Here is a 25,827-nt window from a genome sequence, read left to right as displayed (position 1 = left end):
TGGACACTTGGAAATGGAGAAGGTTGAAGTGGCAGATTATCAAGCTGATGCAATTGACCGCGTTATAAAAAATGCCGTTGGCGTTATGGAGAGCAGCAAGCTGCAAATCCTTGAGATCCTGGACTCTGCTCGCGATGAATTGAAGACACTTAATAACGAATTGCAGCAAGTCATCAAAGAAACGGCGGAGACCGTGGAAAAGGTCGATCAACTTGAAATTAATTACCGGCGTTCCCGCATCCGGCTGACAGAAGTCAGCCGGGATTTTGTGCGATACAAGGAAGAAGACATCAAGCAGGCCTATGAAAAGGCCACTCAGCTTCAACTGGACCTTTTAATTTTTCGCGAAAAAGAAATGTATCTCAAAGCCCGCCGGGACGAATTGCAAAAACGGGCGCGCAATGTCGAGAAATCGGTGGAACGCGCGGAAACTGTCAGTTCACAAATGGGCGTCGTATTGGAGTATTTGTCCGGCGAATTGGGCCAGGTCACCCGGATTCTGGAATCGGCAAAAAACCGGCAAATGATCGGCCTCAAGATCATTTTGGCTCAGGAAGAGGAGCGCAAACGGATTTCGAGGGAGATTCACGATGGACCTGCGCAATTGCTCGCAAATCTAGTTCTTAGGACGGAAATTGTAGAAAGAATGCTTGCGAAGCAGGAATTTAAGATGGTGCAGGACGAAATAATAGACTTGAAGAGTCAGGTCCGCTCCAGTCTGGAAGAGATGCGAAAAGTTATTTTTAATTTAAGACCGATGGCTTTGGATGATCTTGGATTGATTCCTACATTGCGAAAATATGTGCATGATTTTGAGGAAAAAACGAAAACTCGGACGACCTTCGAAACAAGAGGAAAGGAACACCGGATGTCTTCACCTATGGAGGCCGCGGTATTCAGACTGGTCCAGGAAGCTCTCACCAATGCAGCCAAGCATGCCTGCCCTACTTATGTCGGTGTTGATATCACCTATCAGGCTCAAATGGTCAAAATCGTAGTCCAGGATAACGGACTTGGATTCAAGGTGGATCAATTGGAACAAAAGACAAAAGAGCATACTCATTTCGGATTAATAGGTATGAGAGAACGGGTAGAATTGCTGGAAGGAAGAATGGAAATCGAGTCAACAGCGAATATGGGCACAAAAATTATTATCCACATTCCGACTAACGCAGAGAAGAGAAAGGAGTACCAGGATGGACAACCTCATTTCTAACAGTAGACAAGCAATTAAAGTACTCTTGGCTGACGACCACCAGTTGTTTCGCGAGGGCCTAAAGCGGATTTTGAATATGGAGGAAGACATCGAAGTCGTTGGAGAGTGCGGCGATGGCATTCAAGTATTGGAATGCTGTAGGCAATTCCACCCGGAGATCGTCCTCATGGACATTAATATGCCGCTTTTAAACGGGGTCGATGCTACGGCTGAGCTTCGTGAAGCGCTTCCGGAAGTGAAAGTCATTATTTTGTCGATTCATGATGATGAAAGCTATGTTTTCGAAACCTTGCGCAAAGGGGCGACCGGTTATTTGTTAAAAGACATGGAAGCCGAGTCGCTGATTAATGCCATTCGCACAGTAGCGGAGGGCAATGCTTTCATTCACCCGAAGGTAACCGGGAAACTGATTCAGCAGCTTCGCCGCATGGAGTATCTGAGCGAGACGGGCGCCATTGCCGAAGACAATGCAATCCGCGAAGCGGGCGTGAAATTTGTGGCGGGTGAAGATAATCCCCTTACCCGGCGTGAATCCGAAGTGCTTCGTTTGATGGCGGAAGGACGCAGCAACAAAATGATTGGCGAACATCTTTTTATCAGCGAGAAGACAGTCAAAAACCATGTCAGCAGTATTTTGCAAAAAATGGATGTTGATGACCGGACGCAAGCGGTTATTAATGCAATTAAATTCGGTTGGGTTACTCTGTAATAACCTGGCATACCTTTTCGAAATAAAGGATCGTAATTTTTTGTGGACATGGGTGCCACTTTTGGCTGGATCATGAAAAATGAGGACTGCCTCGATCCCCCTGAGATTCAGTAACATATAGTTCTGCAGGGCCGCGTACATATTTACTATCATGTGCAGCCGGATGGAAGTGTTTGAAATGCCAACCCAGGAACCGACTCCCTTTTTACGGCATATATTGTCGTTATAAGTACAGGGAGGGGTGTCTATGGTATCCTATATGGGTTGGATCCTGCTCGGCTATGGGTTGGCAGCGGTACTCGTGCATTTCTTGCATGGCGTACTTTTGCGGACGAAGCCGAAGGACGGTAAGAAATTGCATTATATTTTGGTGACTCATAATCATGAGAATCAGATGGAATGGTATTTAAGGGCATTATCGTGGTATGCGCGGCTTCGCGGCGAGTCCGTCAGAGTAACGGTGCTGGATGAAGCATCTCAGGATGATACGCTGGCAATTATTCAGCGGCTGCGGGATGAAGCCGGAATTGAGCTGACTGCGGTCTGCCTGATGACGGTCGGTGCAGAGGAAATAGGAAGGCAAGCTGCAGGAACGGAAGAGGAGATCAAGGTGCACGTCGATCTTCGCGTGCCGCAGGAGGCGGCAAAAATTCCTTATGTCCATGTATGAAGCAAATTTGCAGCGATTACAATTTCATATCCGGAAACGATGGAAAGTGTGAAGCACACTCTTTGATGGCTAAATGTCGGGGAGTGTGCTTTTTTTGCGTTTCAGGTAGGTTTCAGGACCCCTGGATAAGGATAGTTCGTCCCAAAATCCGATCCCGGGAAATTCCGCTACAAAGAAGGACTGAGAATGGCGGACCAGTAATAATGGAGCAGTTTCGAAATTCCAGCTAATTTCCAAAGTTGCAAATATTACTGTTAGACGTTTTGGTATTTAGCTATTGTTGAAAAGGAATATATTAAATGATTATTAAATAACAGGATGAAAAGGGAGGTTTAGGATGAGGGTGTGTCTTTATGCAATCCGGCAGGAAGAAGGTTGGAGGGTCGTGATAAGTTTGGATCGTAGGGTTGATTTTTGGTGGTGGGTCATGGGAAAGACGAAGTATGGGGAGAGAGAAAAAAGTAGGGTTTTATCAAGAGATTATCTTGATGGAATGAAGGCAGAGTCAGCAGTAAAAACGATAGTTTTGCTATCCGGCTCTATGCCTCTAGGTTGGGCCGTTTCTCTTAGGGACGGGTTTCGTAGTACGGGTGAGATGGACCGATTCAAGCCCGGGGACTGGATGAAATATATAGCCGCAAGCTTGAAGCAAGAGCTGGAGTGTGAACAGATTCCGAAAAGCTGGAGCATGTCCGGACAGGATATGCCTACTCTTTTGTGGGCGAATGGAGAGCCGGGGAAAGCGGCAGTCGCATGGCTGACGGTGATGGACTGGGAGGAGCTGAGTCTAGAGGCGAAGGCGATTGCGGACGCCTTGGAGGGGAGGTCGCTGCTGGAGGCGGAACTGCAGCAGCTTCTGGCGGAGCGCCTGCCGGAGTTGCGACCGGCTTGGCGCTCCGTGGTTCAGCTCGCGCACCTGCAAGGGCGCTTGCAGCTCACGTCGGGTGTCGCGCAGGCTGACGCCCGGCCCGGTTCGGGCCGCCGTGCCGGCCGGCGGGCCCGCGAGCTCCGCTGCCGCCGCTGCGGCAGCGGGGTGCACCGCCGCACGCCCTGCGGGTCGTGCGGCTGCAGCGGCTGCGCCTACTGCGAGGCCTGCCTCGCCATGGGGCGCAGCCGTTCTTGTGCGCTGCTGCTGCGCGGCAGCAGCGCAAGAACCGTGCCGCCGGCCGTAGGCGGCACGGCGGGGGTCCCCACCGGGTCCTTGCTGGACCGGTGGGGGCTGAGCCCGGCGCAGCGCGAAGCGGCGGGCGCCGCGCTGCGGTTTTTGGCGCAGCCGCTGCCGCAGGCTGAGCCCCGGCACGGTGCCGCACCTGCATCCCTGTTGCTTAGCCGCCGCTCCAACGGCGGCTTGCAAGGTGCGGCCGCACCCGATGAACACAGGTGGCTCCATCAACTCCGTCGCCTGCTCCGCCATTGGGCCCCCCGGGAGATACCAGTTACCGCAACAGGTTCGGTAACCGGAATTACCGGGGTCCAAGTGAACTCCGCCAATCCAGCCGACCTGTTTCCATCTTTAGATCCCAGGCCGCTGCGTTTTCTGCTGTGGGCGGTTACGGGAGCAGGGAAGACGGAGATGATCTTTCCGTTGCTGCGCTACGTACTGGACCGCGGCGGGAAAGTGATGGTAGCGACCCCGCGCCGGGATGTTGTTCTGGAATTGGCTCCGCGGCTTGCCAAGGTATTTCCGGAGGAAGTAATAGCCGTCTTGTATGGCGGAAGTCCGCAGCGATGGGCAGGAAGTCGATTGTTCTTGTCGACGACCCATCAATTAATGCGGTTTTATCATGCCTTCGATTTGGTCATTATCGACGAACTGGACGCTTTTCCTTACCATAATGATCCGATGCTGGCCTTTGCGGCCGAAGCCTCCTGCAAACCGGAAGGGCGATTCATTTTTCTCTCCGCAACGCCTCCTAATAACTTGCGGCGTGAAGCCGGATCGGGCCGACTTCCACATGCAAGAGTACCGGCCCGTTTCCACGGCCACCCGCTTCCTGTGCCGAGCCGAATACGCATGAATCCCGTGGAGTCCTGCCTTCGCCGGCAAACGTTTGCGCCGGCGCTGATCACATCCATGGAAAAGTCGATTTCCAGAGGGGCGCAAATCTTTGTATTCGTTTCCCGGATTCGTCATATTGAACCCGTCGTGGCGTTGTTTAGAAGCCGGTTTCCGGGACTCCTTATAGAGGGGACCTCTTCGCAGGATAAGGATAGAAGTGACCATGTTTTGAGTTTCCGTTCAACGAACATAAGGCTTTTAGTGACTACGACCATTTTGGAACGGGGAGTGACGGTCCCGAAAAGCGATGTATATATCCTGGATGCGGACAGTGAAATGTTTGATGAAGCTTCACTCGTGCAAATGGCCGGCCGTGCGGGAAGATCCAAGGATGATCCGCAGGGAACGATCGTTTTCGTCTCTGCGGAGTGGACCCGATCCCAACGAGGCGCCGTGCGCCAGATCCGCAGGATGAATGCTATCGCCAGAAAAAACGGATTTCTCAAGGAGAATAAGGAGGTAGTAAAATGATAATGAATATGCCGCATAACTGTAACGAAAAAGAGAGCCCGTCAAGAGCAAGGAAACGGAACTGGAACCGGCAGTGTTACGGAGAGGTTGGCGAACGGTTCCGATTCCGCCCGGAATACAGACATCCATGTGAAACGGTAAATGAATCAGGTACGCCTCCTTATTCCCTGATCGACTGGAGCACCGCCAAAGAAGCGGTATTGTCCCCGCTCCACAATCTGCTTGCTCCCCCTGGCCTGCCGTGCCTTACTTGCGGAAAAATGATTTCGGGCAAAGTAAAAGGTTACCCGGAAATTTGCAACTCCTGCTATATCTCGATTCCTTGGATCGCTTCCCCCAGATGCGATACTTGCGGCCGGCCTGTCGGGTGTCCCGATTGCAGCCGGACAGGGAAGGGCCCCAGACATTTCGTGTTGAACCGAAGCGCCGTTTCCTATAACGCCATGATGAAAGAATGGCTTGCGCGGTACAAATTCAGAGGGGATGAATCGTTGGGTTCCGTTCTATCCCGAATGACCGGGGTAGCCGCAACCCGTTTAATCAAAGAATTGAGAGTAAAAAGTGCCCCAGGGAAGTTTCATTTCGATGCCGTGACTTATGTGCCGGTGAGCGAAGAACGGATGCTGGAGCGAGGATTCAATCAGGCCAGGAATTTGGCAGAAGAAGCTGCGGCTGTGCTTGGTTCGCCGCTATTGGATCTACTCGTGCGCTTCCGGCATACCGAAAAACAAAGCTTCAAGAACCGTTGGCAACGGCTGCGGGATCTGCAAGGCATCTTCCGGGCCGCCCCGGGTGCGGAGGATCTGCTACAGGCTTTTATTACCCGCCCAACCCGGAACAGGTTTCCCTACTCCATTTTTTCATCCGAGAGCGATTATTTGAATGGAGAAAGACATTCCTCGCTTCCGATCAGGCTGCTGCTGATCGATGATGTGTATACTACAGGCAGTACGGTAAATACGTGTGCCGCAGTGCTTCATGAAGTATGCGACTTGTTGGGCAGACAGGCCGAAATCTATATTTTGACCTGGGCGCGTTCCTGAAGCAGGACTTTACAAAACAATGGACGAAATTGCACAAATAAGGTAATCTATCAGCAGAATATGTATTTTTGAAAGGACGAGCAGCTTTAATATGGAGATGAATCTTGGGAATTGCCCGCGCTGCGGGAAACTGTTTGCTAAAAATTTCAGAGACATCTGTCCAGCCTGCATGAAGGATATCGAACTGGAGTATGAGAAGTGCCTTAAATATTTGCGCGAAGAGAAGACCGCTACGATTCAGGAAGTCTCTGCTGCTACAGAGGTTTCAATTCGGCAAATCACCAAGTTCATCAGAGAAGGCCGGATCTCGATTGCTAATAATCCGAATATGATGTATCCGTGCGAAGTGTGCGGTGTTCTTATTCGCGACGGCAACATGTGCGATAACTGTCGGGGACGCCTTACCCGCGATTTGTCGGCTGCTGCCAGAGAAGAGTCGGCGGGAAAAAATAACGACAGTGAAGAGGGACGTGGCGGAGGCGCTTACGGAGTAGTCGACAAATTCCGAGGTCCTGTGCGCTAAAATTACTTAAAACTTGGCATAATATTCTTTATAAACCAATGGTTCGCTATTAAATATGATTCAACACACGCCGATAAACTTAGTAAAGAATATCGGCTTTTTTATTTGGAGGGAAAGGTGGAGCCCATGAAAATTAATGACACCGGACGGATCGGAGCCATAAATAACTATCAACGACAAATCGAATCGCAGCATAAAGACTCGGACAATAAAACTCGCCGGAAGGACGAAGTGTCCATCTCGACGGAGGGAATGGAATTGCTGAAAGCCCAGGAGAGTACCCAGGATCCTGCCCGGGCAGGACGGATTGAGGAATTGAAATCCCAGGTTTCTTCGGGAACCTACCATGTGGACGCAGGCAAACTGGCAGACAAGCTTCTTCCGTACTTTAAGTCTTTTACCGATAAATAGGGGGCGGCCATGGAGGTTCAAGTATTAATTGACGGTCTGCTGAAAATGGATGGACTTCATGCCAATCTGCTGGAAATGATGGAGCAGAAGAAACAGGCTATTCTTAACCGTAACTATGAAGAATTGATGAGCACCTTGTCTCTTGAATCCAAAATGGTAAAAGCCATTGAGGAATGCGAGAAGGAACTTTTAGGGGTGGCACAGGAATTTTTGTATTCCAAGGGCATCAAGTCACAGCTTGAGTTGACAATATCGGAAATCCTACGGCTTGTATTCGACCCTGAGGAAAAACGGATATTGGACGAAGCTAGAAAAAAATTGGGAAACCGTTTGATTGAGTTGAAGCAAGTTAATGAATTAAACCAGGAACTGATTACACAGTCGCTTTCTTTTATCGATTTTTCTTTAAATTTGATGATTGGCGGGGAGGATGACGGGCCTATTTATTCCCCGCCCACGAGTCAGGACAGAAAGCCTACGCATAGAAGCATATTTGATACTAGAGCATAATCAAAAGATTCGTTAAAAAAGGGGAATTGAAGATGACCTCCACTTTTCATGGCATAGAGACAAGCAAACGAGCTTTGTTTGTAAATACCGTATCGATGCAAACGCTAGGGCACAATATCGCAAATGCCAATACTGAGGGATACAGCCGACAAAGGGTGAATTTAAGGGAAGCTAATCCGATCTGGGCCATGGGTATGACGAAAAGCCAGCAGCCGGGGCAATTGGGAACGGGTGTTGAGTATACCAGTATTACCCGGATCAGAGATAGCTTTTTGGATACTCAATTCCGACGGGAGAACCAGTTGCTCGGTTCATGGGAGATCATAAACTCCAGTATGACCGCAATCCAGAATATTCTAAACGAACCCTCGGGAAGCGGTCTTAGCGCTGTAATGGATGACTTCTGGAATTCATGGGAAACCCTGAATCGGGACCCATCCTTGCTCAGCGCCCGTGTAGCCGTTGCTGGCGCAGCCAGTAATTTGGTGGACACGCTGAAACATATCAGTGAATCCTTGAACAACCTATCAAGCGATGTGAATAACAACATTGATAAAAAAGTACTTGAAGCCAATAATATCGTAAATAATATAGCGAGATTAAATGTACTGATCCGGGACAACGAGAGTTTTGGAGATAGTGCAAACGACTATCGGGATCAGAGAGATTTGTTGCTGGATAAGCTTTCGACAATAGTCGACGTGCAGTATGCCGAGGATGAGAACGGCATGGTTAACATCACTTCTGCAGGCGTGAATGTGCTTGATGGAGAGAACGTTACGGCGCTAGCTCCAGCGAATGCCGTTACAGCTACGGCGGGGCAACTTCACGGTTATGTCCAGTCTCTTCAAGAAACGGATTTAATTCGCAACCAGTTGAATGGTTTGGTAAGTACACTTGTCACCGGAGAAATTAAGGTCACATTAGATAACGGCTACGTCACTACCAATAATATGGTGGCTTTAAACGATGTTACGGTGGACGGGATGGGAGTAGTTCCTGCCGGGGGCTCCATTCCTGCCGGATCGAAGATTACTTCGTCTATGGAAGTTATGGTAAATGGCTTTAATGGACTTCATCAATTAGGGTATACGCTAACGGAACCGACTTCCACTGGCATTCCTTTCTTTACGTCCACTACGGGAGCTTTCACCCTTGATAGCATTCAGGTAAATTCAGAAATTTTGGCGGATACCAATAAAATTGCTGCTTCATCGCAGTATGAGACTGTGAATGGCGTGAATAAAGTAATCCGCGGGAATAGCGATGTTGCCAATGCTTTAGCCAGTTTAAGAGACGCTATCTTTACCTTCCCTGATTCCCTTACCTCCATGTCCCAAGGGACAACGGATGACTATTTCCGTGGTTTAACGGCTGATCTTGGGATTCGGGCAAGCAATACGGAGCGCAATTACAAGAATGAACAAACCATGACCGATAACTTGCAAATACAGCGTCAATCGGTGAGCGGGGTTTCCATGGATGAAGAACTGGCGGATATGATTAGATTTCAGCAAGCGTATAATGCGGCTGCCCGCAACATGACTACAGTTGATGAAATGCTAGAACGAGTTATCAATCAAATGGGCCGAGTAGGACTATAATAAATAGTTGTTGACTTAGACTCATGAAGGAGGTTCATTCATGCGCGTAACAGGTATGATGCAAAATATTCAACTATTAAAAAATTTGCGAAACATCAATACAGCAATGACTACTGGACAACAACAGCTAGCCACAGGCCAAAAAATAAGTAAGCCGAGTGACGATCCGATCGGAACCGGGTATCAGATGCGTTATGATACGGATCTTGCCCGCAGTGAGGAATTTTTGATGAATGCCCAGACGGGCTCTGAAATTTTAAAAACAATGGATTCCTTGCTACAACAGGCAAGCGACGTGCTAAAACGCGCTCGAACTTTGACATTGCAAGCTGCTAATGGTACCTATGCTTTAGAGCAGAGACAAACTATTTCCGCAGAGATCAAGCAATTGAAAGAACAGATGGTAACAGTCGGCAATAGCACATTTAACGGAAGATACCTGTTTAATGGACAAAAGACCGATCAGCCACCATACACTTCAACAGGAGCAGCTGGAGAGAAAACAGATCCCGGGTTGTTCTACTTGAACGTAAGTCCTGCAGTAAAGGTGCCGGTTAGTATTACAGGCGAAGTTGTTTTCGGAGAAGCCGGTACGGACAATGTTTTTAAAGTGTTGGATGATCTGGCTAATGCATTGGATACTGATAATCGTACAGGAATTAGTGCCGCATTAGAAAAGATTGACGTTTCGGCAGACCGTTTGTCGATAAGCTGGGCTGAAATTGGAGCCAGAATGAATCGTTTTGAACTGATGGAGAGTCGGATAACCGATGATCAAGTCAGTTTGAAGGAACAGCGTGCCCATGTAGCAGATGTGGATGTTCCTTCCGCGATTATTGACTTGAAGTCCAAGGAAACGGTACTACAGGCGGCTCTCTCGACAGGAGCAAGAATCATGCAGACTTCACTTGTTGATTTTCTGAGATAGAGGCGGAGGCTGAAAGGTGAAGGAGGGGGATTATGTCAGGTATTCAGCCAAGGCTGCCTCACGATTGGGGGACCTATCGTCCCCCTGAAATAACGATTTCCATGAAATCAGCTGAAATGGTCACGGACTGGACAAGCGTGTTTAATGATCTTGAATTAAAACGACCGATGACCTTAGGGAAAGAACTGCAACAGCAAGCCCGGAGTCAGACGATTCAAAATGTAGCTATTAAAGCGCAAGAAGGTGACCGCATGATGAATATAGCTGCAGGGGAGAAAAATGTATTCGGACGTATCGCACATGAACGATACATGCGTAACGGACAAAAAGAGATTACGGTTGAGGCTATCCCTCATCAGGGGGTTGTTATAGATTTTCGCGTATATCCGCCGGAAATTTCGGTCGATCCGAGAGGGGTCCTTCCAAAATGAAGAGAATACATAGTGAGGCATATGGATTGCTAGTAGTGGAAGACAGCCAAATCTATCTGTTTGAATCGGGAATACTCGGTATTCCCGACATTCGGCAGTATGCCTTACTTCCCATGGATGGTACTCCTTTCTTTGTTCTTCATGCATTCGGAGAAGAAGTTAGCTTTATCTTACTGCCATCACACTTGGCTTTGGAGGACTATAACTTTCGCATTTCTGATGAAACTATCAGCTTGCTTGAACTGAAATCTCCGGATGACGTCGGAGTGATGTTAATCGTAAACATCAATCAGGATAAGCTCTATGTGAACTTGATGGCCCCTATCCTCCTCTCTCCACACTCCCTTAAAGGATTCCAATATATTATTAAGGACCAAGAGTTCCCTGTAAGGTATCCGTTGGAGCAGAAGGGGGAAGCCTAAATGCTGGTGCTGAGACGGAAAATTGGTGAGACCGTGATGATCGGCAGTGATATCCAGGTGCAGATTCTGGGTATCGAAGGAGATCAGATTAAGCTTGGTTTTTTGGCCCCAAAGGATGTGCAAATTTTAAGACAAGAATTATACGAAGGTATTGTTGCCGAGAATATGGCAGCTAAGGAACAAACGAGTCAATTACAACAAGAACAAATCCTGAACCTGCTGAAAAACTTTAAAATGTAAAACATTTTGAGATAGGTGGGTTTAGGATGAATATCAACGTTAACCGCATCGACACTAATTTTTCAGACAATTTAAAATTAGCTGAACCGGGGCTCAAAAGAAATGCTTCATCCCTGTCCGATAATAGCTCAAACATCAAGGAGTTAAGAGCTCAGAAATATTTAAGAGAGCAACAAGAAGAACTTGAAAAACAAGCAAAAAAACTGAATGAATCGATAGCATCTACTGGCAAAGAGCTAAAGTTTAAATACAACGAAGAAGCCGAAGAACTTTACGTGGAAATTATCGATTCAAAAACGCAGGAAGTTTTATCCAGTCTACCGCCTGAATTTCTAATAGAGCTTTCCGTCAAAATGAAGGAAATGATAGGCATGTTCATAGACAAAAAAATGTAAAAAAGCGAAAGGGTGATAGACATGTCAGTTAGCTTTTCTGGATTAGCTTCAGGGGTAAATACTACGAAATATCTAGAAGCCATTATGGCTCAGGAGAAGCTCCCGTTAAATCGTCTTGAGGAAAAAAAGGAGATAACAAAGGTCTATCAAAATGTATTTAAATCCCTTAACACCAAACTCCTCGCTCTGAAGGATGCCGCTACGGCTTTGTCAGATTTAGGAAGCTTTCAAATGAGTAAAGCAAGCACCTCGGATGCAACTAAATTGACGGCTTCCGCACAAAGTACGGCAATTGCGGGTGAATATTCTGTGGTAATAAACTCACTGGCTCAAAAACATGTAGTAGCTAGTAAATCTTTTGATGACTCCGCATCCTATGACAGTAGTGGATTGCCGTCGCAATTAAGCGTAAATGGTGAGACTATTGATCTTAGTCAATTGGATTTATCCGGAAAAACTATGGGAGAAGCACTAAGTGTTATTGCCGGCAAAATTAATAGTTTGGAGGATGCCGGGGTCCAGGCTGCGGTAATTCAAACGTCCAACGGTCAAAAATCGCTGGTCTTGACGTCTAAGGATTATGGTGAGGCGAATGAAATCATTTTCGATACATCCGCATCCTGGGGTTTCACGGAAAAACAGGAAGCAAAAGACGCACATCTGAAGGTAAATGGACTGGATATTTACAGCTCGACAAATACGGTTAAGGATGCTATTCCGGGCGTTACACTTACATTAAGTAATACAGGAGCTTCAACGGTTAAAGTGGAGCAAGATGTGGATGGCATTACATCCAAAGTGGAGGCCTTTGTTAAAGCTTACAACGATATTATTAATACTATTAAAGAAAACACTCCTAAGTCAACGGAGAATGAGGATGGCAGTCTTTCTTTAACGTTGCAAGGCGACCCCATGCTTCGCTCCCTACGAATTCAATTGGGCGATATGATGAATAATATTGTCGGTGATTCTAAAGGATTCAAGTTGCTTTCCGATATAGGCTTGGAAGTGGATAAAGGAATCACTAGTGCTTCTCTAATGACAGGGAATATTACTTTTGACAAAGCAAAGTTCAAGGAAAAAATGTTGGAAAATCCGGAGCTTGTCGAAAAGATGTTTAAAAGTGCAACAGCCGTGAAAGATGATGGAACAACTGAGGGAATTGATGGGATAGCAACCATCTTTAAAAACAGCATGAAGGAATGGACGGATAGCGTCGACGGGATTGTCACTTCCAAAATTAAGGGTTATGATTCGGAAATTTCTTTCCTCAATGAACAGATTCAGAGCATGAGCGATCGTCTGGATCTAAAAGAGGCTTCCTTGAAGAGAAAATTCGTTAACATGGAAGTAGTGATGACTCAATTAAACAGTCAAAAGGACTGGATTACAAATCAGTTATCCGTACTCACTAAGTCTTTATCATCAAAATAACTGGAGATGATCTAATTGACATCACCCAACTTAGCGGGCTATCAAGCCTATCAAAAAAATAAATATGAAACGGCTTCTCCCCACCGCTTGACTTTAATGTTGTACAATGGTGCTATTCAATTTACCACCAAGGCTAAACAGGCGATTGAACAAAATAATATTGTCGACACTAACAATTATGTAAAAAAAGTGCAGAGTATTGTTTATGAATTGATTTCTTCCTTAGATACCAAACAAGGTGGAGAATTGGCCCGAAATCTCAAAAGTTTATATTTCTACATGATCGATCGTTTGATGGAAGCGAATATCAAGAAACTGACAGCTCCTTTAGACGAAGTGATTGGGATGCTTGAGGAAATAAAGTCGGCCTGGGAGGAAATCGGGAAGAGAGGGACCCTTGGAAATTGATTACTCCGAGCTGTCCAGGCAGCGCAAGGCTCTTTATGAAAAGCTGTTGGATAATTCCAAAATGTTGTTGAAGTATCTGGATGAAGTGGAGGAGGATTCAGCTAAGAATCTTTCCCACTTCTTGAAATTGCAGAGTGTCTGGAATATTTGCACTCGGGATATCAACAAGTTGGATCAAACGCTACGCGAACATGCTCCTGATCTTGATGCTGAGGATGAAGAATGGCGAATGGATACCCTTCGTGAGATTGATACCAATCTCGAAGAGCTGAGGATTGGGCTAAACACAAGTGCTAAGTTAACAGGCTCGGATATGCTGAATGTCAATAATCAGCGCAAGGTACTAAATGCTTACTTCGGTACGCAGCGGAACGATCAGATTCCATTATATCTGGATGAAAAAAAATAATCGTTTTTTATATAAAAATAGAAAAAAGGCTAAAAAAACAGTAACCTACGACCGATATATAAATTAGGCCACAAGGATGTAGCCAATATAAACCAATCATGGAGGATGATTACGATGGGAATGTTTATTAACACTAACGTTGGTGCTATCAACGCTAACCGCAACCTGAGCTTCAACAACACACAAATGGGTAAGACAATGGAAAAGTTGTCTTCCGGTTACCGGATCAACCGTGCTGCTGACGATGCTGCTGGTTTGGCAATCTCCGAAAAAATGATTTATCAAATCAACGGTTTGAACCAAGCACAACGTAACGCGCAAGATGGTATCTCCCTCTTGCAAACAGCTGAAGGTGACTTGACTGAAGTTCACTCCATGCTGCAACGTATGAATACGCTCGCTAACCAATCCGCGAACGGAACATACCAAAAAGAAGATCGTGCAAATCTGCAAAAAGAAGTTAATCAATTGCTTTCCGAAATTAACAGAATTACTGAGAATTCCAATTTCAATGGCGTCAGCTTGTTGAAATCGGCAGTTACTGTTAAATTCCAAATTGGTGTAACATCTTCTGAGTCTTTAACTGTTAGCTTGTCTAGCAACAAAGTTAGCGCACTTAAAATCAGTAATCTTTCCATCAGTACAGCTACTCAAGCTGCACAAGCATTGCATAAAATCAAGTCTGCAATTTCTACCGTATCTACAAACCGTGCAAACCTTGGTGCTTACCAAAACCGTTTGGAGCACACAATTAACAGCTTGGGTGTAACTTCCGAAAACTTGTCGGCAGCAAACTCCCGTATTAAAGATGCTGATATGGCTACTGAAATGACAGCATTTACGAAGAATCAAATTCTTGTTCAAGCTGGTACAGCTATGTTGGCTCAAGCTAACTCGGCTCCACAAGCTGTATTGAAACTTCTTGGATAAGAAATACTTCAGGTAATATAAGATTAAGACTGGGCACATCGTTGCTCGGTCTTATTTTTTTGTATTGATATCAATAAATAGTAAATCACCCTGCTATTAATTGGATCTTTATAGATAGATTTGCCTATACAATTAGAATGAAAAACTTCCGATAAATATATTAAACAGAATGTGAGGTCGTGAGTTGAAATGCGAGTAGATGTTGATAATGTAAATGTAAAAGAAATAGATAACAGTATTCAATCGGTTAACAATTGGTGGATGGAAGTTACCTCTAAAATTTATAAACAAGATCGTTTCATATATTGTGTTGAGATTAATGGCCAAGTATTTTATAACGAATATGAACGGGTAATACTGGATAACTTTCAAACAATTGAAAGTATTAATATTCGAACAAAGACGAAGCAGGAAAGTATTACCGAAACATTATCAAACATTAATGAATACTTAGCTGGATTCTTACCTGCTTCTTCTAAAGTTGCTGATTATTTTTATGGCGAGTTAAGCGACAATGAATGGAACCAGTTTTCAAGTTTTGTAAGTGGCCTGCAATGGATTATAGATGCGATCCGCTTTTTGGAAACATTAAATGTCAATAGTGATATGGATTTATTGGTTAGTAACCGGACCGAGATTGAAAGAATTATTGCTGAAATGGACCAGAGTTTGCAAAAAAGAGAATATGTAATGGTAGGAGATCTTATTCAGTATGAATTAGTACCTGTTTTGGAAAATTATAAATTGCAAATTCAAGAATAGAGGTTAGCGGGAATGAATGTTCTGGAATTAAATAAAAAATATTTGTCTCGACACTACCCTGCTTTAATTCGTGCTTTTGAGTCTACTTTAGAAGATGAGTATACTTACACTAGAGAAATAACTCGTAGTGGTGAACTTAATCTTCGAATTGAAATTAATCAAAATTCTTATTACTTGCATAGTCGTTATAATGCACGGCATGAAGCTAAGAAATGGGTTGAATCTATTGGAAGTGAGATTGATGATATAGATAATGTTCTCCTTGTAGGAATTGGCCTAGGTTATTATCTTGAGGAATTGCTCTCTGTTACGAAGGCTAGATATATATTTGTATATGAACCGAGCGTTTTGGTTTTCAAAGAATGGCTGAACGAAAGAGCAATTGAAAAGACTTTGTCAGACCCGAGAATTCGTTTGTTCGCGGTAGGTGAAAGTGAATTTTTGCCCCTTCAGTTAGCTAATGATATTTCAGAACAAATGATAGGCACCTTTAGAAAAGTTTCTCCTCCTATATATGAAAGGTTATTCCCGGAGATTTCCGAACAATTCAATACAAAAATGAAAGATACAATTATACAACAGATATCTAATATGCAAACTCGTGAATTTAACCAAGAAACATGGTTAGAAAATAGTTTGTTTAATCTACCTTACCTCATTAATAATTCTTCTATTCTAGCATTGAAAGATAAATGGAAAGATCAGAATATTAAAGCGATTATAGTAGGTTCAGGTCCTTCCCTGAGCCAGGATTTGCATTATCTATCAGAATTGAAGGAAAAGTGTTTAATAATTGCAGCGGGGTCAAGCATACAAGCTATGGAGCACTTAGGAGTATATCCTCATTTCGTTGTGTCCATGGATGGTACGAAAGCTAATCATCATGTTTTTAAGAACGTGGACGTATCAAGGGTTCCCTTAGTATTTTGTCCATCGATTTATTATGAGATTTTGGAAGGACATAAAAATTCACTTTATTATGGTAAATTCCAAAGTGATATAATAACCAAGTATCTTTATGAATCGCAAGAAAATGAAATTCCTTCGTTTATTTCAACGGCTACTGTGACTGGGACGGGTATTCAAATCGCTGCATTTATGGGGATAAAGGATATCTACTTAATGGGTCAGGATTTATCATATCCCAATAATCAATTTTATGCACCAGGGGTAGTTCATATATCAGAAGAAATTCAAGATTTACACATAGCGCATTCAGAAAAATGGGTGAAGAATGTTGATGGTGGCCTTAATCGCACAAAAGGTAGTATGGAGGTTCTATTAAAAGATATAGAAATACTAGTAAAAATAATGGAACTACAAGGCGTTAAAATTATTAATACTTCTAAAGGTGGAGCGGTTATTGAAGGCACCGAGTGGGCTTCTATGGATAAAATAGCTCCTAGCTTATTGGAGTATCCTTCTATTGATTTTGAAATATCAAAGCAAATACCAGCAAAAACTCCTGAAACGAAAGACAAGCAAGTGAAAGAAGTAAGTACTAAACTAAAAAAAGTTAGTGGAGAAACTAAGAAACTAGAATTGAAAATAAAAAAGTTGACAGAAGTAATAAAAAAATTAGAGTATGCTTTGTCTGAAAGTAGTTTTAATAAAACTACGGAAAGATTAGTTGAGATTGATAAACTATGGAAGAACATTACCCAAAATGATGTTTTTAACGTTTTTTACCAATATTCGTTAGCACATTATATCAATATATATATGCGACATGTTCCTGAAATTGTGGAAGCGGAAGATATATTTAAAAAGGGCCGGCTTATTACAACTCATTTAGGTGTCTTAGTAAAGCGAATGAGGGATTTTAGTCCTAGCTTGATTTCAATTTTAGAGAAGGCAACGGAGAGGCTTAAAGCTTTAACTTAGTTAAAGATCTCCATATCAATCGAAGAAGTAGGCGAATTCTAATGTTTAAAGATAAAGTGGTTTTAGTAACTGGAGGAACGGGCTCTATCGGCAGCGAGATTGTAAGAAGCATTCTTAAAGAGCAACCTCAAGTTGTTCGTATATATAGCAGAGATGAGAGTAAACAATTTTTTTTGCAACAAGAGTTAAAGCAATTTACTAATATCCGCTACCTTATAGGAGATATCAGGGATAAAGAGCGATTAAGCTACGCGGCCGAAAATGTGGATTATATCTTTAATGCTGCTGCATTAAAGCATGTTCCCTCATGCGAATATAATCCGATGGAGGCGATCAAAACCAATGTACTTGGTGTGCAAAATTTAATTGAAGTATCAATCCAGCATAATGTAAAGAAAATGATAGCCATAAGTACTGATAAAGTAGTTAATCCGATGAATACAATGGGGGCAACAAAGCTTCTTTCAGAAAGATTAATCTCTGCTGCTAACCACTATAAGGGAAGTAGAGACACTGTTTTTTCTTGCGTTCGCTTTGGAAATGTTATGGGTTCACGCGGCTCGGTTATTCCTCTTTTCAAAGACCAGATAAGAGCCGGGAAATCCGTAACGCTAACTCATCGAGAAATGACGCGCTTTATGATGTCTATCCCCCAAGCGGCGGAGTTAGTCTTAAAGGCAGCTAGACTCTCTAAGGGAGGAGAAGTTTTCGTCCTTAAAATGCCGACCTTAAAAATAATCGATCTTGCTGTAGGGCTGATAAGATCTTATGAATCAACCGTAGGGTCCAAGTTTAACGGTGAGATTGCTGAAGTTGGAATTCGTCCCGGAGAAAAGTTATATGAAGAGTTGATGACAGCAGATGAAGCGGAGAGAGCATATCAAAACAATGAGATGTATGTTATAACTTCTACAATTAATTCCTCTTTACAAGAGTATGTAGGCTTTACAAAAGCAGAACATCAAGAATATTCATCCTTAAATGCCGACCAGCTCACTCTGGAAGATATTGAAAAATTACTAAATAAATATAATTTAGGGTTCTAATCTGAGGAGTGATAATGTGTCTATAAAAGAAGTTATTACTGGGGTTAGAAAGCCTACTTATATAATCGCAGAAATTGGAGTTAATCATAACGGTTCGAAAAAACTGGCATTTGATTTGATTGATCAGGCTATAAAGGCAGGGGCAGACGCTGTGAAGTTTCAGACATTTGTTAGCGAAAAGTTGGTTACATCAAAAGCTGCCAAAGCTGATTATCAAATGAAAACCTCTTGTTCTGAAGAAAGTCAGTTGGAAATGCTTAAGAAGTTAGAATTAACTTTTTCTGATTTTGCTGAACTAAAGGCATATTGTATAAGAAAAAAAATTGAATTTCTATCTACTCCATTCGATGATGAAAGTGTTGAATTTCTCTACTCGATTGGTGTGAACGGATTTAAAATCGGTTCTGGCGATATGAATAATATTCCTTTTCTACGAAAAATCGACAAATACCAACTCCCGATAATTCTATCTACAGGTATGTCAGATATAGAAGAGGTTGAGAGCAGTGTCCAGAATATAGTCTCAAGTCCTTTAGCTTTACTTCACTGTACCTCCGAATATCCTGCTCCGTTGAATGAAGTGAATTTATTAGCCATGAAAACTATGGAAAATAAATTTAATAAAGTAGTTGGGTTTTCGGACCATACTGAAGGAAATGAAGCTGCAATATCTGCAGTTGCGTTAGGCGCTAAAATAATTGAGAAGCACTTTACATTAGATCGAGGCTTAGAAGGTCCGGATCATAGAGCATCTATGGAGCCTAAGGAATTTAAGGGATTTGTAAATTCTTTGCGACAAGTTGAGCAACTATTAGGGGATGGCATAAAAAGAATAATGCCTTCAGAACAAAGTACAAAAAGTGTTGCAAGAAAAAGTATCGTAGTAGCCAGAGATTTGAAAATTGGGAGTATACTTAGTGAAACCGATCTGGTTATTAAGAGGCCGGGAACGGGAATTGAACCAAAAAAATATTACAATTTGTTAGGCAAAACAGTTATAAAAGAGATAAAGGCAGACCATTTATTGTCTTGGGATGATGTGCGATGAAAAAAGTAATGGTTGTCACTGGGACTAGAGCAGATTACGGAATTTATTATCCGCTACTCAAAGCTATTCAAGAAGCTTCTGATCTCAAGTTAGAACTTCTGGTAACAGGGATGCATCTTCACCCGCATTATGGGAATACCATCGATTTTATTAAGGCAGATGGTTTTCAAATTTCTGCTAAGGTTGAAACTGATATTGAGGCAAACCACGCAGGTATGGCCAAAAGTATTGGCTTAGGTATTGTTGGCATGACGGAAGTTTTTCAATCTGTTAAACCTGACTGTGTGGTCGTACTGGGAGATCGTGGTGAAATGTTAGCGGCTACGATCTCTTCTGTTTATTTAAATATTCCTACCCTTCATTTGCATGGGGGTGAAGTATCAGGTTCAGTTGACGAGTCAGTAAGGCATGCCATTAGTAAACTCGCACATTTACATCTGACTGCTACTAAGGCCAGTAGGGAGCGTTTAATCAAAATGGGTGAAGACCCATGGAGAGTACAGGTGGTTGGAGCACCAAGACTTGAGCTTATCATGAAAATTGAACTGCCGAAAATGAATGATGTGAAGGTAAAATATGGGCTTGATTTTACAGAGGATTATGGTTTGCTGATATATCACCCTGTCACCACAGCAAAGAAAAGTGTTGAGAAGGAATTAGCATCAATATTTCAAGCTATTAGGGAAGAGAAAATGCCTTTCATTTGCGTAATGCCTAATTCCGACGCAGGATCAGAGGACATAGAAAATTTTTATAGACAATTCAATAAAGATTCCGGGATCTATAAAATAGTTAGTTTTGAACATTATGACTATCTCTCTGTACTTAAGAACGCATTTGTTATGGTCGGCAACTCTTCTTCAGGAATTATTGAAGCAGCTTCTTTCAAGGTGCCTGTCATAAATATTGGGACTAGACAATTCAGGAGAGAAAAGTCATCAAATACAATCGATATAAATGCAGATTATGATGAGTTAAAAGCAGCTTTATTTAAAGTGAGAAGTAAAGAGTTTCAAGAACAACTTGAGATGGTTGAAAATGTATATTATCAGGAAGACACTAGCGGTAAAATATTGCGGGTTATTAGGGAATTAGTTGACTATGGAGAAAAATTGATACAAAAAACCATTTCATATTAAATAGGGTGGGTGGTATCTATTGGATCATATTTTGATTGGTGCTGGAGGGCATTCTAAAGTAGTCGTAGATATATTGAGAAGCCAAGGGAAGCATGTTGCGGGATTTATAGATGATAAGATAGAGAAGAAGGATGTTTTAGGCATTCCTATTCTAGGAACCACTAGGCTAATTACGGAATTTATTGATGCTGTATTTATAGTTACTGTGGGGGATAATATAGTTCGAAGTAATTTAGTAAATCAATTAAAGCCGTATAACCTGAACTATGGACAGGCTATTCATCCAACTGCTGTGATAAGCTCTAATGTTGTAATAGGGGCAGGAAGCGTTGTTATGCCTAATGTAGTTATAAATACGGATACTACGATTGGTGAGCATACTATATTAAATACGGCATGTACTATTGATCATGAGTGTGTATTAGAGGATTTTGTACATATCTCTCCCGGGGTGAATCTTGCCGGAAATGTACGTGTAGCCTCTCACTCCCAAGTTGGTATTGGTACAAGCATTATTCAAGGAGTATTGATAGGAAGCAATACGATCGTTGGAGCCGGTGCTTGTGTTGTCAATGATATAGAGTCGGATGTTGTCGTTGTCGGTTGCCCTGCAAAGAAGATAAGATCAAATCAAAAAAAAGAACATGAATAAGGTGATCAAATGTCAGGTTACGATCGGATTTATTTAGCTTCTCCACATATGGGGGGAAACGAACAGAAATATATCAATCGAGCATTTGAAACTAACTGGATCGCCCCACTTGGCGAGAATGTTGATCTATTTGAGCAAGAAATAGCAAGTTATGCGGGTTCAAACGGTGCGCTTGCTTTAAGTTCCGGTACGGCGGCTATACATCTGGCTCTGATTTTACTAGGTGTAGGGAGAGATGATGTAGTTTTTTGTTCCTCTTTAACTTTTATAGCTAGTGCAAATCCTATCTTATATCAAGGAGCCATTCCTGTTTTTATTGATTCTGAGCCAGATACATGGAATATGTCTCCGTCTGCTTTAAGATCAGCATTCGAGCTTTATGCAGCGAGAAAGAAACTTCCTAAAGCCGTGGTTGTTGTTAATCTATACGGGCAGAGTGCTGATTATAATCAGATTAAGGACATTTGTGACTCCTATGGTGTACCTATTGTAGAGGATGCTGCTGAATCTTTAGGGGCTACTTATCACGGGAAGAGAACAGGCGGATTTGGGAAATTCGGTATTTTTTCTTTTAATGGCAACAAGATAATTACTACCTCAGGTGGAGGAATGCTTGTTTCGGATGATACTGCAGCATTAGAAAAGGCCAGGTTCTATTCTACACAAGCCCGAGATAAAGCTATCCATTATCAACATAGTGAGTTAGGTTATAATTATCGCTTAAGTAATGTTTTAGCGGGGATTGGTAGAGGACAGTTAGAGGTATTGGATGAACGAATTAATAAAAAACGGGAAATTTTTGAGAGGTATCGAGAGCAGTTGCAGGATATCGACAGTATTCGTTTTATGCCTGAAGCAAATGGATGTACCTCAACGCGATGGTTAACAGTTATGACAATAGACCCGGATGCAACAAACAAAAAAACATATGAATTGATAAATTATTTACAGCAGTACAATATAGAATCTAGGCCTGTCTGGAAGCCACTTCACATGCAGCCATTGTTCCAAAATATTGATTATTTTCGGTATAATGAACTTGATGTCAGTCAAAACCTATTTTATAACGGGGTTTGTTTACCATCCGACACAAATATGACAGAGAACACGCAAGATTTTGTCATTGATAAAATTCGGGCGTTTTTTCATCAGCGTTAGGAGTTTGCTATGATAAACAATAAAAGAGTAATTGCAGTTATACCGGCTAGGGGAGGCAGTAAGTCGATTCCCTACAAGAATATTAAATTATTGGCAGGAAAGCCTTTGATCCAATGGACAATTGAGGAAGCAAAAAAGACACCCGAAATAGACCGTATTGTAGTTTCGACAGACGATTATAAGATTGAGAATGTGGCTATTGAGTGTGGCGCTGAGGTTATTGAGAGGCCGGAAGAACTTGCAAGAGACGATTCTTTGGTTATCGATGCAATAAGAGACCTTATTTCGAAGTTAAGAAATAGCGGAGAAAAGGCAGAGTATATGATATTGTTAGAACCAACTTGTCCGTTGAGAGCAAGCCGGGATATCAGAGAATGTATAGAACTTCTGGATAAGCATCAGTTTGATTCAGTAGCGACCTTCAAGGAGGCCGACTTGAATCCTCATAGAGCTTGGAGAATAAATAACGATATACCTGAAACATTTATTACCGGCGCTATTCCTTGGTTGCCTCGTCAAAAATTACCGACAGCGTATCAACTGAACGGTGCAGTTTATGCATTCCGAATCGATAAATTGCAACAAGATGACATTAGTTTACTATTCGGTAGCATTGGGGCTGTACTAATGCCTAAGAGTCGTTCTGTTGATATTGATGATGAGATGGATTTTCTTTTGGTTGAAACGTTGATTAAGAAAGGGTTGGATACCTATGAATAGTCTTAAAAGTCTGTTTTCTTTGAAAGACAAAGTTGCACTGATTACAGGTGGGGCAGGTTATTTAGGCTCAGAGATCAGTTATACTTTGGCTGAGTTAGGCGCAAACATCATCATTGCCAGCAGAGATTATGAGGCCTGTAAATTAAAGTGTTCAGAAATTGAACAACATTTTAACAATACCATCACTGCGACAGCGATTCAGCTTGATCTAATGAGTAAAGACTCAATTAAGGCATGTTTCCAACAAATTGAAGATGATTTTGGTGGTTTGGATATCCTTGTTAATAATTCATGGTCGGGAAATAAAAATTCTTTTGAGTCTATTAGTGATGAGGACTGGGATTATGATATCGAAATGAGCTTGAATTCCGTATTTAGATGTATAAAAACTGCAGTACCTCAGCTTAGAGAAAAGAAAGGTGTTATTCTCAACATTACTTCCATGTATGGACATGTGGCACCTGATTATCGAATATACGATGGGATTCAATACACGAATCCGCCCAGCTATGGCGCGGCGAAAGCGGGCGTTATCCAGTTCACCAAATATTTAGCAAGTTTCCTTGCTCCACATCAAATACGTGTTAATTGTTTAAGTCCAGGCCCTTTTCCGCATCCTCAAACCCAAGAGAATACCGAATTTATGGAGAAATTAGGATCAAAAAACCCCTTAAACCGAATAGGCCAGCCTCATGAAATTAAAGGTGCTGTTGCATTGCTATGTTCGAATGCGTCGAGTTATATGACTGGTCAGAACATATGTGTTGATGGTGGTTGGGCTGTATGGTAAAAAAAATTGGCATTATTGGTCTGAGTGAAGGTAATGGACATCCCTACTCTTTTTCAGCAATAGTAAATGGATATAATGATATAGAACTAAAAAAATCAGGCTGGAATGTGATTTACGATTATGTGACTAGAAGGGATCCCTCGGAATTTGGATTTAGTGGATTTCAGATTACATATGCTTGGACACAAAACAAAGAAATAACCGATTCTTTGTGTAACTCTTGTCGCATACCTAACTCAATGGATGAATATGAGGAAATGGCCGGTCTGGTTGATGGAGTAATTATTGCTCGGGATGATTACGAATCGCATTACGAGATAGCTAAGTTTTTTTTGGAAAAAAATATACCGGTCTTTATAGATAAGCCTCTGACGTTGAATGTAACTGAGTTGCGATATTTTAAACCCTTTTTGGAGAATGGAAAGCTGATGTCATGTTCCGGGATGAGATATGCGAAGGAAGTAGACCAACTTCGTCAAGATATAATTACGCAGAAGTTTGACCATATAAAATTAATTAGAGGGACCGTCATTCATTCTTGGGAAAAATATGGAATCCATTTGATTGACGCCATCTTAAACCTAGCCTCATTTATTCCTGAGTCTGTTCAATGCATAGAATCCGAGTTTGAATCCATGGCGATCACTATGTCGGACGGAACTCTGGTACAAATCGATGCCCTTGGGCCAATCCCTTTGGCTTTCCATATTGATGTTTATGGATCTCAAAAAATTACAAAAATTGAAATCTCGGATAACTTTTCTATGTTTAGAAGAACTTTGTGGCATTTCTTTCATTTTATAGAATCTGGTAAGCCAGCAATCCCGGCTTATACTACAATTAATGCTATGCGTATACTTATGGCTGGACAGTTGTCGAAAAAAGAAAAAAGAAGGGTAGCTATCGATGAATTTTCAGTTTAAGAATTTATTTGGTTTAGTTGGAAAAGTAGCTGTTGTTACTGGAGGAGCGGGTCTTCTAGGGCAGAACTTTTGTAGAGGATTGGCTGAATTCGGCGCAAATGTAGTTATAGCTGATATCAACAAAAGTGCTGTGACAGAGCTTGCCGAGAAACTTACGTCAGAATATAAAGTGAAATGTATTGGGATTCCGTGCGATGTTACGAGTGAAGAATCTATCCATGGAATGGTGTCGGAGGTTGTAAGAGTCTTTGGGGGAATTAATATTCTTTTAAATAATGCAGCAAGTAAAGCAGATGATCTGGATGCATTTTTTGCCTCAATCGAAAATTATTCATTAGATGAATGGCGTAAGATTATGGCCGTTAATATCGATGGAATGTTCTTGGCAGCTCAGGCAGTGGGTAAACAGATGCTACTTCAGGGACAGGGAGGCTCGATTATTCAGACCTCTTCTATTTATGGAGTTGTCGGTCCTGACAATAGGATTTACGAAGGCTCTTTCTATTTGGGCCGAAAAATTAACACACCTCCTGTTTACTCTGCATCAAAGTCAGCTGTAATTGGTTTAACGAGATATTTAGCTACCGCTTGGGCTGATAAAGGGATCAGAGTGAACACCATTACTCCAGGGGGAGTCAAGAGCGGGCAGAATGAAGAATTTATTGCAAGATATTCAGATCGTATTCCTATGAGACGTATGGCTAAGGCAGAGGAGATGGTCGGAGCTGCTTTATATCTGTCTTCTGAGGCGTCTAGTTATGTAACAGGTCAAAATCTTATTATTGATGGCGGACTTACGGCTTGGTAGTAGTCATCCAGTAGAGGAATAGCTGTAAAAGACCCGAAGCGAATCTTGTTAAAGATTTGCTTCGGGCCTTTTATCACCCTAAAA

General features: G+C 42.6%; 29 protein-coding genes. All 29 read left to right on the top strand.

What is annotated here, in order from left to right; translation table 11 throughout:
* Positions 1-28: 28 nt before the first annotated feature.
* A complete protein-coding gene (locus tag DFP94_RS14765; protein WP_281269493.1) occupies positions 29-1,216 on the top strand; it encodes a sensor histidine kinase in 1,188 nt (395 codons plus the stop codon).
* Positions 1,197-1,925: a response regulator gene (locus DFP94_RS14760; protein ID WP_114497241.1), complete on the top strand. Its 729-nt coding sequence runs from the start codon at positions 1,197-1,199 to the stop codon at positions 1,923-1,925. The genes DFP94_RS14765 and DFP94_RS14760 overlap by 20 nt, the downstream gene beginning before the upstream one ends.
* A gap of 247 nt (positions 1,926-2,172) precedes the next feature.
* On the top strand, positions 2,173-2,595 hold the full coding sequence (locus DFP94_RS14755) for a hypothetical protein (protein WP_114497240.1): 423 nt from the start codon (positions 2,173-2,175) through the stop codon (positions 2,593-2,595).
* Positions 2,596-3,088: 493 nt separating this feature from the next.
* The gene (locus DFP94_RS14750; RefSeq protein WP_425459259.1) at positions 3,089-5,125 is read left to right on the top strand and encodes a helicase-related protein; all 2,037 of its coding nucleotides are present in this window, start codon (positions 3,089-3,091) and stop codon (positions 5,123-5,125) included.
* Positions 5,122-6,168: a ComFC family protein gene (locus tag DFP94_RS14745; protein WP_114497238.1), complete on the top strand. Its 1,047-nt coding sequence runs from the start codon at positions 5,122-5,124 to the stop codon at positions 6,166-6,168. Before DFP94_RS14750 ends, DFP94_RS14745 begins: the two co-directional genes overlap by 4 nt.
* Positions 6,169-6,265: 97 nt before the next feature.
* Positions 6,266-6,691 carry a TIGR03826 family flagellar region protein gene (locus DFP94_RS14740; RefSeq protein ID WP_114497344.1) on the top strand — a complete coding sequence of 142 codons (426 nt, stop codon included), beginning with the start codon at positions 6,266-6,268 and terminating at the stop codon, positions 6,689-6,691.
* Between the two features lie 126 nt (positions 6,692-6,817).
* The gene (gene flgM / locus DFP94_RS14735; protein ID WP_114497237.1) at positions 6,818-7,102 is read left to right on the top strand and encodes a flagellar biosynthesis anti-sigma factor FlgM; all 285 of its coding nucleotides are present in this window, start codon (positions 6,818-6,820) and stop codon (positions 7,100-7,102) included.
* Positions 7,103-7,111: 9 nt separating this feature from the next.
* On the top strand, positions 7,112-7,612 hold the full coding sequence (locus DFP94_RS14730; RefSeq protein ID WP_114497236.1) for a flagellar protein FlgN: 501 nt from the start codon (positions 7,112-7,114) through the stop codon (positions 7,610-7,612).
* Between the two features lie 32 nt (positions 7,613-7,644).
* A complete protein-coding gene (flgK, locus tag DFP94_RS14725; RefSeq protein ID WP_114497235.1) occupies positions 7,645-9,216 on the top strand; it encodes a flagellar hook-associated protein FlgK in 1,572 nt (523 codons plus the stop codon).
* A 40-nt stretch (positions 9,217-9,256) separates the two neighbouring features.
* A complete protein-coding gene (flgL, locus tag DFP94_RS14720; protein ID WP_114497234.1) occupies positions 9,257-10,144 on the top strand; it encodes a flagellar hook-associated protein FlgL in 888 nt (295 codons plus the stop codon).
* A 32-nt stretch (positions 10,145-10,176) separates the two neighbouring features.
* Positions 10,177-10,575 (top strand): DUF6470 family protein, encoded by a 399-nt coding sequence (locus DFP94_RS14715; RefSeq protein WP_114497233.1) that lies wholly within the window; start codon positions 10,177-10,179, stop codon positions 10,573-10,575.
* On the top strand, positions 10,572-10,997 hold the full coding sequence (gene fliW, locus DFP94_RS14710; RefSeq protein ID WP_114497232.1) for a flagellar assembly protein FliW: 426 nt from the start codon (positions 10,572-10,574) through the stop codon (positions 10,995-10,997). Before DFP94_RS14715 ends, fliW begins: the two co-directional genes overlap by 4 nt.
* Positions 10,998-11,237 (top strand): carbon storage regulator CsrA, encoded by a 240-nt coding sequence (csrA, locus tag DFP94_RS14705; RefSeq protein WP_114497231.1) that lies wholly within the window; start codon positions 10,998-11,000, stop codon positions 11,235-11,237.
* 26 nt (positions 11,238-11,263) lie between these two features.
* Positions 11,264-11,632 (top strand): flagellar protein FlaG, encoded by a 369-nt coding sequence (locus tag DFP94_RS14700; protein ID WP_114497230.1) that lies wholly within the window; start codon positions 11,264-11,266, stop codon positions 11,630-11,632.
* A 21-nt stretch (positions 11,633-11,653) separates the two neighbouring features.
* Positions 11,654-13,066, top strand: coding sequence for a flagellar filament capping protein FliD (gene fliD, locus DFP94_RS14695; RefSeq protein WP_114497229.1), 1,413 nt, complete (start codon positions 11,654-11,656; stop codon positions 13,064-13,066).
* Between the two features lie 15 nt (positions 13,067-13,081).
* The gene (fliS, locus tag DFP94_RS14690; protein WP_114497228.1) at positions 13,082-13,474 is read left to right on the top strand and encodes a flagellar export chaperone FliS; all 393 of its coding nucleotides are present in this window, start codon (positions 13,082-13,084) and stop codon (positions 13,472-13,474) included.
* Complete coding sequence (locus DFP94_RS14685; RefSeq protein WP_114497227.1) at positions 13,464-13,883, top strand: hypothetical protein; 420 nt, start codon at positions 13,464-13,466, stop codon at positions 13,881-13,883. Before fliS ends, DFP94_RS14685 begins: the two co-directional genes overlap by 11 nt.
* A gap of 114 nt (positions 13,884-13,997) precedes the next feature.
* Complete coding sequence (locus DFP94_RS14680; RefSeq protein WP_114497226.1) at positions 13,998-14,813, top strand: flagellin N-terminal helical domain-containing protein; 816 nt, start codon at positions 13,998-14,000, stop codon at positions 14,811-14,813.
* A 189-nt stretch (positions 14,814-15,002) separates the two neighbouring features.
* Complete coding sequence (locus tag DFP94_RS14675) at positions 15,003-15,575, top strand: hypothetical protein (RefSeq protein WP_114497225.1); 573 nt, start codon at positions 15,003-15,005, stop codon at positions 15,573-15,575.
* Positions 15,576-15,587: 12 nt separating this feature from the next.
* On the top strand, positions 15,588-17,459 hold the full coding sequence (locus DFP94_RS14670) for a motility associated factor glycosyltransferase family protein (RefSeq protein ID WP_114497224.1): 1,872 nt from the start codon (positions 15,588-15,590) through the stop codon (positions 17,457-17,459).
* Positions 17,460-17,500: 41 nt separating this feature from the next.
* A complete protein-coding gene (locus DFP94_RS14665; protein ID WP_114497223.1) occupies positions 17,501-18,505 on the top strand; it encodes a UDP-N-acetylglucosamine 4,6-dehydratase family protein in 1,005 nt (334 codons plus the stop codon).
* Between the two features lie 16 nt (positions 18,506-18,521).
* Complete coding sequence (neuB, locus tag DFP94_RS14660; RefSeq protein WP_281269492.1) at positions 18,522-19,553, top strand: N-acetylneuraminate synthase; 1,032 nt, start codon at positions 18,522-18,524, stop codon at positions 19,551-19,553.
* Entirely contained in the window at positions 19,550-20,692 is a 1,143-nt protein-coding gene (gene neuC, locus DFP94_RS14655; RefSeq protein ID WP_114497222.1) for a UDP-N-acetylglucosamine 2-epimerase, read from the top strand. The genes neuB and neuC overlap by 4 nt, the downstream gene beginning before the upstream one ends.
* 19 nt (positions 20,693-20,711) lie before the next feature.
* On the top strand, positions 20,712-21,344 hold the full coding sequence (locus DFP94_RS14650) for an acetyltransferase (protein WP_114497221.1): 633 nt from the start codon (positions 20,712-20,714) through the stop codon (positions 21,342-21,344).
* A 9-nt stretch (positions 21,345-21,353) separates the two neighbouring features.
* On the top strand, positions 21,354-22,502 hold the full coding sequence (locus DFP94_RS14645) for a DegT/DnrJ/EryC1/StrS family aminotransferase (RefSeq protein ID WP_114497220.1): 1,149 nt from the start codon (positions 21,354-21,356) through the stop codon (positions 22,500-22,502).
* A gap of 9 nt (positions 22,503-22,511) precedes the next feature.
* On the top strand, positions 22,512-23,222 hold the full coding sequence (locus DFP94_RS14640; protein ID WP_114497219.1) for an acylneuraminate cytidylyltransferase family protein: 711 nt from the start codon (positions 22,512-22,514) through the stop codon (positions 23,220-23,222).
* The gene (locus DFP94_RS14635; protein ID WP_114497218.1) at positions 23,215-24,012 is read left to right on the top strand and encodes an SDR family oxidoreductase; all 798 of its coding nucleotides are present in this window, start codon (positions 23,215-23,217) and stop codon (positions 24,010-24,012) included. The genes DFP94_RS14640 and DFP94_RS14635 overlap by 8 nt, the downstream gene beginning before the upstream one ends.
* The gene (locus DFP94_RS14630) at positions 24,006-24,935 is read left to right on the top strand and encodes a Gfo/Idh/MocA family protein (RefSeq protein ID WP_114497217.1); all 930 of its coding nucleotides are present in this window, start codon (positions 24,006-24,008) and stop codon (positions 24,933-24,935) included. The genes DFP94_RS14635 and DFP94_RS14630 overlap by 7 nt, the downstream gene beginning before the upstream one ends.
* Positions 24,919-25,743, top strand: a complete 825-nt coding sequence (locus DFP94_RS14625) for an SDR family oxidoreductase (RefSeq protein ID WP_114497216.1) — start codon at positions 24,919-24,921, stop codon at positions 25,741-25,743. The genes DFP94_RS14630 and DFP94_RS14625 overlap by 17 nt, the downstream gene beginning before the upstream one ends.
* Positions 25,744-25,827 lie beyond the last annotated feature (84 nt).

The organism is Fontibacillus phaseoli (assembly GCF_003337355.1).
In the GTDB taxonomy this organism is placed as follows: domain Bacteria; phylum Bacillota; class Bacilli; order Paenibacillales; family Paenibacillaceae; genus Fontibacillus; species Fontibacillus phaseoli.
This window is presented reverse-complemented; position numbering and strand designations above follow the sequence as displayed.